This is a genomic window from Micromonospora okii (assembly GCF_020884795.1).
Taxonomy (GTDB): Bacteria; Actinomycetota; Actinomycetes; order Mycobacteriales; family Micromonosporaceae; genus Micromonospora; species Micromonospora okii.
The window spans coordinates 352125-362559 of the sequence record NZ_BBZF01000016.1 but is presented as its reverse complement, the minus strand read 5'-3'; the positions used below and the strand labels follow the sequence as shown (position 1 = coordinate 362559).

The window sequence follows — 10435 nt, the reverse complement described above, 5'->3', positions numbered from 1 at the left end:
GCGCGAGATAGCCACACTTTCCCTGAAGTTGCACGATCTCGGGGCGGAGATGCGCGCGGATCAGAGCTGTGCGCGGGTCAGCGCGACGCCCGCGCCATGCCGACGAACCCGCGCCACGCGGCCGGGCTGAAGGTCAGCGCCGGCCCCGCCGGGTCCTTCGAGTCGCGGACGGCGACCACGCCGGGCAGGTTGTCGGCGACCTCGACGCAGTCGCCCTGGTTGTTGCCGCTCTTGGTGGACTTGCGCCACCGTGCGCCGGTCATGTCCATGATGCTGCCGCTTCTCTGAGAAGGTCCAAGGACCGCCCCCGGGGCAACGCCTCGCCACGGATGCGCTCCCAACGCCTTTCGAGCGTAGCAAGGTCGGGGCCCTGCTCGACTATCTGTGCCTGCGCCTGGCTGTCCACGTAAGCCACCCGCCCCTCGTTCATTTCGGCGATCGTGAACGGTCCGCCGAGGCCGGGGTACATGCCGACGTCTGAGGGCACTACGTGGATCTGCACGGCCGGGAGCTGCGCACATTCGACCAGGTACCCCACCTGCTCCGCCATGAGCGTCCTGTCGCCGTACAGGCTGCGCCGTAGGACGCCCTCGTCGATGACCGCGACGAAGAGTGGCCCGCCGTGACCGCGCAGGATGGCGTGTCGCGCGGTCCGCGCCGCCGCGACCTCGTCGGCTTGAGACGGCGACAGGCCCTCGCCTTCGACAGTCGCACGCGCGTACGCCTTCGTCTGAAGCAGCCCGGGAACCCACGCGAGCTGGAATGCGCGCAGCGACAGGGCCTCGCGCTCGATATCGACCCACGGTCTGAACCACACAGGCTCGCGGCGCTTCAGCACGTCCGGCCACAGGTCCTCAACGTCCCGGCTAAGGATCGCCGCGACCTGTGAACGGTGCCGGGGCCGCGGCATGCGTCCCGGGCTGACCCATCGTTGGACTGTTTTCGGGTCCACACCGATCTGACCTGCGAGGCTGTCGGCGGTTTCGCCCGCCTGCGCCATCGCCGCGACGAGTCCGTGATTCACCGTGTCTCCTCTGCGGACGTTCCAGACGTCCCAAGGCCCCACCCTAGCGTCGTGTCAGCGTCCCGTCACGGTGCGCCAAGGTGGTTCGCATGACGGTCCGGGCCGGCGGAGGCATCCCGGCTCGGGTTTGTCGAGGGGCCGTCGCCCGTTCTCTGGATCACCAACCGGGCGGACGGCCCCTCTCCATTCCCCAGCACAGGAGGGCGCAGCATGTGGAGACGAGGCGGCCGTCACCGGGCCGGCAACCGGCGGGGCCGCCACATAGCGCCCCGTCCGACCCCGGCGACCCCCGCGCCGCGCCGTGCCCGGGTGGGGGCGCGGTGAGCGCCCCACGGCACGATCCCGTACGCCCGATCTGGCTGTGCCGTCGCTGTGCGGCACCGTGGCCGTGCGGCGCCGCGCGGGTGGCGCTCCTCGCGGAGTACCGGGGTGACCGCGTGGGCCTGGCGCTGTACCTCGCCGCGCTGATGGTCGAGGCAGAGGAGCAACTGGCCAGGCTGGCCCCCTCGACCCCGCCCGGCAACCTGGTCAGCCGCTTTCTTTCCTGGGTGCGCGTGCCACGCCCGTGACCCCGCCCCGGCGCCGCCGAGGCGCTGTTCGGGTCGGGTCAGGCCCAGGTGTGCCCGGTGAGCCGCTCGTAGACGTCGACGTAGCGGGCCCGGGTCGCCTCGATCACCTCGGCGGGCACCTCGGGGGCCGGCGGTCGCTTGTCCCAGCCGCTGCCGGTCGCCCAGTCCCGCACGTACTGCTTGTCGTAGGAGAACTGGGCCCGGCCCGGCTGGTAGGACTCGGCCGGCCAGAACCGGGACGAGTCGGAGGTGAGCACCTCGTCGCCGAGGACCAGGGTGCCGTCCGCCGCCCAGCCCAGCTCGATCTTGGTGTCGGCGACCAGGATGCCCCGGTCGGCGGCGATCTCCGCGCCGCGCCGGTAGACGTCGATGGTGATCTGCCGCAGCCGCTCGGCGGTCTCCGCGCCGACCTTCTCCACCACCTGCTGGTAGGTGATCGGCTCGTCGTGCTCGCCCTTGGGCGCCTTGGTCGACGGGGTGAAGATCGGCTCGGGCAGGATCGACGCCTCGACCAGGCCCCGGGGCAGCTCGACGCCGGAGACCGCGCCGGTGCGCTCGTACTCGGTGAGGCCGCCACCGGTCAGGTACCCCCGGGCGACGCACTCGACCGGGACCATGTCCAGCCGCCGGCAGCGGATCGCCCGGCCGGCGAACTCCGCCGGCACGTCGGTGGCGGACACGACGTGGTTGGGCACGATGTCGGCGAGCTGCTCGAACCACCACAGCGACAGCGCGGTGAGCAGCCGGCCCTTGTCCGGCACCGGGGTCGGCAGCACCACGTCGTAGATCGAGACCCGGTCCGAGGCGACCAGAATCAGCTCGTCGCCGTCGGCGTAGACGTCCCGGACCTTGCCGGAGTGCAGAAGTTCCACGCGGCCTAGTACACCACGGGCCGACGGGACGCCCCGTCCGGCCACCCGGAGCCGGGGGCCGGCGTTCCCCGGGCAGCCTCGGCCGGACGGCCGTTGACACCCGCCCGGGCCTGCTGTGTAAATGATCCGACCGCACGCCGCACGACCAGGAGTGACCCGTGCCCCGCACCCGCCCCCCGCTCCCCCGCGCCGGCGCCGACCCGGGCCGCCGCCGGCTGCTGGGCGCGCTGCTGGGGGCCCCGCTCGCGCTGGCCGGCCCGGCCGGCTGCGCCGAGGAGGAGGAGCTTCCGGTCGAGGACGGGCCGGTCGAGCTGTCGATCTTCTGGTACGGCTCCGCGAAGCGCGCCGAGCGGACCGAGAAGGCGCTGCGGCTCTACTCCGCGCGTAACCCCCTGGTCAGCTTCCGGGTCACCTGGCAGGGCCTCACCGGTTACTACGACCGGCTGGCGACCCAGGCCACCGGCGGCAACGTGCCCGACCTGTTCCAGGTCGACGACACCGTCCTCACCGAGTACGCGCGCCGGGAGGTGCTGCTCGACCTCGGCGGGTACGTCGCCGACCACCGGATCGACCTGCGCGGGCTGCCGCCGGGCCTGGTCCGCTACGGCGAGGTCGACGGCCGGCCCGTGGGGGTCGCGGCGGCCCAGACCAGCGCCGCCCTGATCTACAACCGCAGCCTGCTGCATCGCCTGCGGGTGCCCGAGCCGCGCACCGGGATGCCCTGGTCGGAGTACATCGCCTGGGCCGCCCGCGTCACCCGGGCCGCCGACGGCCGGGTGGCCGGCACGATGGACCCGTCCGGCGACCAACGGGCGCTGTGGCTGTGGCTGCGGTCCCGGGGCGGCGAGCTGTACCAGGACCGGCGGCTCGGGTTCGACGCGGGCGAGCTGGCCGACTGGTTCGAGTGGTGGCAGGACGCGCGGGTCCGCCGCGCCACCCCGAGCGCCGCCCTGGTGGACCACGCCGACGGCGACGAGCCGGCCCGGCAGCTCGTGGTCACCGGCCACACCGCCGCCTCGTTCGCCTGGGCCCACCAGCTCGCCGAGTTCCAGCGCCACACCGACGACGAGCTGGCCCTCGCCGCGTTCCCCGGCCCGCCCGGGGCCCAGTGGGCGCGGGCCTCGATGTACTGGGCGGGCTTCCGGGGCACCCGGCACCCCGGCGTCGTGGCGGACGTGATCAACTTCCTCACCGGGAACATGGAGGCCGGCCTGGCCCTCGGCCACGAGCGCGGCGTGAACCCGGGCCTGGCCATCCGCCGGTACGTGCGGCAGAGCCTGACCGAGGCCGGGCAGAAGCGCGCCGCCGACCTGGCCGACGACCTCGCCGACCGGCTCGGGCCGGCGCCCAGCCCGCCTCCGAAGGGGCACGCCCAGGTGCGTTCCCTGCTCGTCGCCACCGCCGAGGGCGTCCGCTCCGGCCGGGTCGGCATCCGCGCGGCGGCCGCCCGGTTCGTCGCCGAGGCCGACGCCGCCCTGGCCGTCTGACCCCGCCCTGACCGTTTAACCCCGCCCTGACCGGTGACCTCCGCCCTGGCCGGGGTGACCGGCCCATTGGTGACCAGCCCGGCCGTCTGGTCCGCCCAGGTCGCCGGTCCGGCCCGCCTGCCCCGCCCGGCCGTCAGCGCGGCGGGCGGTTGCGCTTGTTCCGCATGAGCAGCACCAGCAGCACGACGCCGCCGACGACGACCAGGCAGCAGAGCAGGCCCAGGACGCCGAACCCTCCGCCGCCCCGACGTCGCCGGGCGGCCTCGACCACCAGCTCCCCCGGACCCGTGGACGCCCAGGCGGCGACGGGGACGAAGACCGACAGCACGACCGTACCGAGGACCGCGCCGAGCCGGCCCCACCACTTGTTCCAGGTAGACATGCCCTCATCCTCGCCCAAGTGCGCAACCGGGGCACGCCGGACGGAGGGACCGGGACGGCGAGGGCCGGAACGAGCGCGACCGAGAGGCCGGGAGGGGGCCGGAACGAGAAGAAGGGCCCGGAGTTTCCTCCGGGCCCTTCTTCACTCGTAGCGGGGACAGGATTTGAACCTGCGACCTCTGGGTTATGAGCCCAGCGAGCTACCGAGCTGCTCCACCCCGCGTCGGCTTCTACAGCCTATCTCATCCCCGGCGGGGAGATCACCGGGGGCCCCTGATCGCCTTTCCCACCGCCCGGACGGGGATGCCCGGGGGAGGCGAAAGGCCCCGGAGCGAACTCCGGGGCCTTTCTTGACGAGTAGCGGGGACAGGATTTGAACCTGCGACCTCTGGGTTATGAGCCCAGCGAGCTACCGAGCTGCTCCACCCCGCGTCGGCTCGTAAACCGTATCGCACCGACCCCGCCGGCCGCAAAACGACCCCCCGCCCCGGGGCCGGCGGCCGGCGGTCAGCCGCCGGGCGACGCCGAGGGCGACGCGGCGGGACTGCCGCTGGGCGACGCCCCGGGGGCGGGCGTGCCCGGGGTGGCCGCCCGCTGGGCGTTCTGGAACGCCGCCATCGCCTCGTCCAGCCGCTTGAGCGCCTGACCGTACTCCTCGAAGTTGCCGGACTTCTGGGCGTTCCTGACGTCGTTGATGGCCGTCTGCACCTTGGCCGCCGCGTCCGCCAGCTCGCCCGTCATCGGCGGCGGGGTGCCCCCGGTCGGGGGCGGCGGGGTGTCGTCGGTGGCCGGCGGCGGAGTGGCGCCCGGCGCGGCCTTGCCCTGCTTGACCAGCTCCTTGATGCCCTCGGTCAGGTTGTTGGCCAGCACCACGTACGACCCGCCGTCGCCGTAGGAGAGCAGCACCTTCTGCAGCAGCGGGTACGCGTCCTGCTGGTTGCTCTTGACGTAGACCGGCTCGACGTAGAGCATCCCGTTGCCGAACGGCAGGGAGAGCAGGTTGCCGTACTGCACCTGGGCCTGGTTCGAGGAGAGCAGGTTGAGCTGCTGCCGGATGTTGGCGTTGTTCGTCATCTGCTGGTGCACCTGCACCGGCCCGGAGATCCGGGTCTGGTCCGGCAGCTCCAGCACCTCCAGTTGCGGCCTGCCGTCCACGTACGAGCCGGAGATCAACGCGGCGAGGTTCTGCCGGCCGTTCGGGGTGACCGCGGAGGTGAGCTGGAAGCGCGGGGCCTCCTGCCCGGGGAACTGGGTCCACAGGTAGTACGGCGGCTGCTTCTGCTCGCCGTCCGGGTTGTCCGGCACGTTCGGCACCTGCCAGAAGTCCTGTGCCGAGTAGAAGTCGCCCGGGTCGGTGACGTGGAACTTGGTCAGCAGGTTGCGCTGCACCTTGAACAGGTCCGCCGGGTAGCGGAAGTGCTCCCGCAGCTCGGCCGGGATCTTGTCGTTCGGCAGCACCAGGTCACCGCCGAACGCCTTGTTCCACGCCTTGAGCACCGGGTCGGTCTGGTCGAACTCGTAGAGCCGCACCGTGCCGTCGTACGCGTCGACCGTGGCCTTCACCGAGTTGCGGATGTAGTTGACGTTCTCCCGGGCGAGCTGGAACGTGCCCCGCCCGGTCAGCTCGTCGGTGGTCTCCGCCTGGAGGTTCACCCGCTCGGCGTACGGGAAGGTGGCGGCCGTCGTGTAGCCGTCGACGATCCACTGCACCCGGCCCCCGACCACCGCCGGGTACGGGTCGCCGTCGAGCGTGAGGAACGGCGCGACCTTCTCCACCCGGTCCCGGGGGTTGCGCACGTAGAGCAGCTTCGAGTTCTCGTTGACCGCCTCGGAGAGCAGGAAGTTCGACTCCTGCTGCTTGATCGCGTAGAGCAGCCGGCGGGTGAACGAGCCGATCTCGACGCCACCCTCGCCGGTGTAGGTGTAGTACTGCTCGCCGCCGGTCTGGGTCGGCCGGTCGAACTCGGCGTTGCGCTCCGGGTCGGCCTGGCCGACGATCGCGTAGTCGTCCGGCCCCATCCGCTCGCCGTAGTAGATGCGCGGCTGGCTGGCCGGAATCTGCTCGGTCTGCGACGAGCACGCCTCCTGCGTCTTCTCGCCGAGGAAGCCCGAGACGAAGTACGGCTGCCCGCCGCAGACCACCTGGTTGGCCGGCGCGGCCACGAGACCGTAGCCGTGGGTGTAGACGGTGTGCCGGTTGATCCAGGTGTTCTGCTGGTCGGTCAGCTCGTTGTAGTTGACCTCCCGCACCCCGACCACGTAGTCGGAGGTCTTGCCCCCCGCCGCGTACCGGTCGATGTCCAGCTTCGGGCCGAAGTCGTAGAAGCCCCGGACCTGCTGGAGCTGCGTGTACGTCTCGGAGACGAGCTGCGGGTCGAGCAGCCGCACGTTCGGCACCACGGAGGTGTCGGTCTCCAGACTCGTCGGCGGCACGAGCGTGTTCGCCGCGTACGGCGTGGTCTTCGTGCCGGCCAGCCCGAACGCCGTCCGCGTGGCGTCGATGCTGCGCTGGATGTACGGGGCCTCCTTGTCCTTGGCGCTCGGCTTGACCTCGAAGGTCTGCACCGCCCAGGGGTAGATGCCGCCGATGGCGACCGCGGAGACGCCGAGCAGGGCCAGCGAGATGCCCGGCCACACCAGGTTCCGCATCACCGCGTTCGAGAAGACGATGATCGCGATGGCCACCACGACCGAGATGTAGGCGAGGATCTCCTTGGCCGGCAGCAGCGCGTTGATGTCGGCGTACCCGGCGCCGTAGAGCTTCGCGCCCTCGTTGTACTCCAGCAGCATCGTGCGCCGGTCCAGCACGTACGCGACGGCCTTGAGCAGGACGAAGACCGCGACGAGCGTGCTCAGGTGGGCCCGCGCGGCGTTGGTCATCCGGTCCCCGACGCCCTGCAGGCGCACCCCGCCGAAGATGTAGTGCACGGCCAGCGCGCCGAGCAGGGCGAGCACGACCGCGGTGAAGCCGACGCCGAGCAGGTACCGCCAGAAGGGCAACTGGAAGACGTAGAAGCCGATGTCGACGCCGAACTCAGGGTCGTCGACGCCGAACTGACCGCCGTTGCGGAACAGCAGCCACTGGCTCCACCGGCTCTGTGCGGAGAGCCCGGCGAAGACGCCGACCACCAGGGCGACCAGGCTGACCCACAGGCCGAGCCGGGGGCCGAGCACCATCCGGTACCGCTCCAGGGTGGCCTGCTCCAGCGAGTGCGGGCGCAGCCGGGGGCGCAGCCGGTGCGCCAGCCACAGGTTGCCGCCGACGATCACGGCCATGCCGAGGCCGACGAGGATGAACAGCAGCAGTCGGGTGGCGAGCACGCCGGTGAAGACCTGCGTGTACCGGACCTCGTCGAACCAGAGCCAGTCCGTCCACGCCTGCACCCCCCAGCCGAGCAGGGTGAAGAGGACGAACACCCCGACCAGGACACCGATGGTGACGCGTCCGCGCCGGCTCATCCTCGGCAGGGGGCTGCTACGCATGACCACTGTTTGGCTCCGCACGCTCGATGTGATCGGCTCCGACCAGGCACCCAGAGTACGGGGTCTTCCTGAGAGCGGCGGCCCACGGTCACCGGGGCGGACACGCGTCGCCTCAGCAGCGGACGGGGTCTCCCCCGGCCCGGAGGGTCTCCAGGGTCTTCAGCGCCTCGTCCAGCGAACCCACCTTCAGCAGCGGCAGGTCGGGCTGCGGATTGCGCACGGCCTCCGCGCAGTTGCCCTCCGGCACCAGGAAGACCGTGGCCCCGGCGTCCTTCGCGCCGACGAGCTTCTGCGCGATCCCGCCGATCGGGCCGACCCGACCCTCGTCGTCGATGGTGCCGGTGCCGGCGATGATCTTCCCGCCGGTGAGGTCGGCCGGCTCCAGCTTGTCCACGATGCCGAGGGCGAACATCAGGCCGGCGCTCGGCCCGCCGATGTCGTTCAGGTCGATGGAGAGGGTGAACGGGTGCGGCTGCTGCTGCGCGATGTCGACCCCGATCTGCGGCCGGCCGTTCGTCTCCCGGCTGGTGACCCGGGTCGTGGCGGCGGCGTCGTCGCGGGTGTACCCGATGGTCAGCGTGGTGCCGGCCGGCTTGCCACGGATCAGCTCGATGAGCCGGCCGGCGCTGGTCACCGGCGTGCCGTCGACCGAGGTCACGACGTCGCCGGCCCGCAGCGCCGAGGCGGCGGGGCCGTCCGCCGTCACGGAGTCGACGACCACCCGGACCGGGTAGCCCAGCGCCCGCAGCGCCGCCGTCTCCGCGCTGGTCTGGGAGTTGCGGAAGTCCGCCTCGTTGCGCTGCTCGACCTCCTGGCGGGTCTCCCCCGGCGGGTAGACCAGCTCGCGCGGCACCACCGCCTCGTCCGAGGAGAACCAGCCGGCCAGCGCCGAGCGCAGCCGTACCGTGGGCTGCACGCCGACCGTGGTCAGCCGGAGCTGGCCGGCGGAGGTGGACGTCGCCCGCCCGCTGACCTGGATGACCTCCTTGCCGTCGGCGGTGCCCAGCGTGTTGACCGTCGGCCCGGGGCCCAGCACCACGTACGGGAGGGGCGCGTTGAGCACGCCGAAGCTGAGCAGGGCGGTCAGCAGGGCACCCAGCAGGACGGTCAGGCCGCGACGTCTCATGGCGGTGAGCGTACCGAGCGGTTGCGTCGCGGCCCCGACGGTGACGGGGACTTCGCCCTCAGCGCAACGCCGGTGGGCGCGACCTGGGGCGCGGCCCGCGTACCGTAGACCCGTGCCTGATATTCCGTTCGGTTTCGCGCTCCCGGGTGGGCAACCACCAGACCCCAACGATCCCGCGCAGATGCAGCAGTTCATGTCGCAGTTGCAGCACCTGCTCTCCGCGCCGGGCAGCGGGCCGGTCAACTGGGACCTGGCCCGGCAGGTGGCCGCCAGCCAGCTCGCCGCCACGGGCGACCCGGCGGTCTCGCCGTACGAGCGCCACGCGGTCGAGGAGGCGCTGCGCCTGGCCGACCTCTGGCTGGAGCCGGAGACCGCCTGGCCGACGGGCATCCGCACGTCGCTGGCCTGGAACCGCAACGAGTGGATCTACAAGACCCTCGACGTCTGGCGCAAGCTCTGCGACCCGGTGGCCAGCCGGATGGTCGGCGCGATGGGCGACCTCGTGCCGCCGGAGGCGCGCGCCAAGCTCGGCCCGATGCAGTCGATGGTCGCCACGCTGGGCGGCGCGCTCTTCGGCGGGCAGCTCGGCCAGGCCCTCGGCTCGCTGGCCGCGGAGGTCCTCTCCGCCGGCGACATCGGGCTCCCGCTCGGCCCGGCCGGCACGGCCGCGCTGATCCCGGCCAATATCCGGGCGTACGGCCAGGGCCTGGAGCTGCCCGAGGACGAGGTGCGTCTCTACGTCGCCCTGCGCGAGGCGGCGCACCAGCGCCTCTTCGAGCACGTGCCGTGGCTGCGCGGGCACGTCTTCACCGCCGTGGAGACGTACGCCTCGGGCATCCGGGTCAACCGGGAGGCGATCGAGGAGGCGATGGGCCGGGTCGACCCGACCGATCCCGAGTCGATGCAGGCCATCGCCCTGGAGGGGATCTTCACCCCGGAGGACACCCCGGCGCAGAAGGCGTCGCTGGCCCGCCTGGAGACGGCGCTCGCCCTGGTGGAGGGCTGGGTCTGCCACGTGGTGGACAGCGCCGCCGGGCAGCGCCTGCCCAACGTGGTGCGCCTCGGCGAGGCGTTCCGCCGCCGTCGGGCCGCGGGCGGGCCGGCCGAGCAGACGTTCGCCGCGCTGGTCGGGTTGGAGCTGCGGCCCCGCCGGCTGCGCGAGGCGGCGGCGCTGTGGGCCGCGCTGACCGAGCACCGGGGGATCTCCGGCCGGGACGCGGTCTGGGGCCACCCGGACCTGCTCCCCTCCGACGACGACTTCACCGACCCGGTGGCGTTCGCCACGGCCCGGCTCGACCTCGACGACGAGCTGGCGACCTTCGACTTCAGCGCGCCGGGCGGCCCGACGGAGCAGGCCCCGGGCTCGCCGCGCCCGCGCCCGGAGGGCACCGGGGACGACGCCGAGGAGTCCTGACCGCCGCCACACCGACGGCCGCCCTACCGCGCCATGCCGATGGCCGCCATGCCGATGGCCGCACTGCCGCGCCGCACCG

Annotated in this window: 9 protein-coding genes and 2 tRNA genes; 3 read left to right on the top strand and 8 right to left on the bottom strand. The window is 72.6% G+C overall.

Going from position 1 to position 10435, the window contains the following annotated elements; genetic code table 11:
* Window positions 1-77 precede the first annotated feature (77 nt).
* Both LPU43_RS13660 and LPU43_RS13655 read right to left on the bottom strand, forming a co-directional pair.
* A complete protein-coding gene (locus LPU43_RS13660) occupies window positions 78-269 on the bottom strand; it encodes a DUF397 domain-containing protein (protein ID WP_229400752.1) in 192 nt (63 codons plus the stop codon).
* Window positions 260-1024, bottom strand: coding sequence for a DUF5753 domain-containing protein (locus LPU43_RS13655; protein WP_229400751.1), 765 nt, complete (start codon window positions 1022-1024; stop codon window positions 260-262). The genes LPU43_RS13660 and LPU43_RS13655 overlap by 10 nt, the downstream gene beginning before the upstream one ends.
* 437 nt (window positions 1025-1461) lie before the next feature.
* Here LPU43_RS13655 and LPU43_RS28915 point away from each other — a divergent pair, with 437 nt between their 5' ends.
* Window positions 1462-1593, top strand: coding sequence for a hypothetical protein (locus LPU43_RS28915; protein ID WP_373321704.1), 132 nt, complete (start codon window positions 1462-1464; stop codon window positions 1591-1593).
* A 38-nt stretch (window positions 1594-1631) separates the two neighbouring features.
* Here the strand turns inward: LPU43_RS28915 and LPU43_RS13645 are convergent, their stop codons facing one another.
* On the bottom strand, window positions 1632-2465 hold the full coding sequence (locus LPU43_RS13645; RefSeq protein ID WP_229400749.1) for a phosphoribosylaminoimidazolesuccinocarboxamide synthase: 834 nt from the start codon (window positions 2463-2465) through the stop codon (window positions 1632-1634).
* Window positions 2466-2623: 158 nt separating this feature from the next.
* Here LPU43_RS13645 and LPU43_RS13640 point away from each other — a divergent pair, with 158 nt between their 5' ends.
* The gene (locus LPU43_RS13640; RefSeq protein WP_229400748.1) at window positions 2624-3952 is read left to right on the top strand and encodes an ABC transporter substrate-binding protein; all 1329 of its coding nucleotides are present in this window, start codon (window positions 2624-2626) and stop codon (window positions 3950-3952) included.
* A gap of 133 nt (window positions 3953-4085) precedes the next feature.
* Here LPU43_RS13640 and LPU43_RS13635 read toward each other — a convergent pair whose 3' ends face one another.
* The 5 genes from LPU43_RS13635 to LPU43_RS13615 all read right to left on the bottom strand — a co-directional run bounded on the left by LPU43_RS13635 (window position 4086) and on the right by LPU43_RS13615 (window position 8942).
* The gene (locus LPU43_RS13635; RefSeq protein WP_229400747.1) at window positions 4086-4334 is read right to left on the bottom strand and encodes a hypothetical protein; all 249 of its coding nucleotides are present in this window, start codon (window positions 4332-4334) and stop codon (window positions 4086-4088) included.
* 148 nt (window positions 4335-4482) lie between these two features.
* A tRNA-Met gene (locus LPU43_RS13630) sits at window positions 4483-4556 on the bottom strand.
* 135 nt (window positions 4557-4691) lie between these two features.
* Window positions 4692-4765 (bottom strand) — tRNA-Met (locus LPU43_RS13625).
* Between the two features lie 75 nt (window positions 4766-4840).
* On the bottom strand, window positions 4841-7816 hold the full coding sequence (locus LPU43_RS13620; RefSeq protein WP_229400746.1) for a UPF0182 family membrane protein: 2976 nt from the start codon (window positions 7814-7816) through the stop codon (window positions 4841-4843).
* A 112-nt stretch (window positions 7817-7928) separates the two neighbouring features.
* Window positions 7929-8942, bottom strand: coding sequence for a YlbL family protein (locus tag LPU43_RS13615; protein ID WP_229400745.1), 1014 nt, complete (start codon window positions 8940-8942; stop codon window positions 7929-7931).
* A 181-nt stretch (window positions 8943-9123) separates the two neighbouring features.
* Between LPU43_RS13615 and LPU43_RS13610 the strand changes: the two genes are divergently transcribed.
* Entirely contained in the window at window positions 9124-10356 is a 1233-nt protein-coding gene (locus LPU43_RS13610; protein ID WP_229400744.1) for a zinc-dependent metalloprotease, read from the top strand.
* Window positions 10357-10435: the final 79 nt, after the last annotated feature.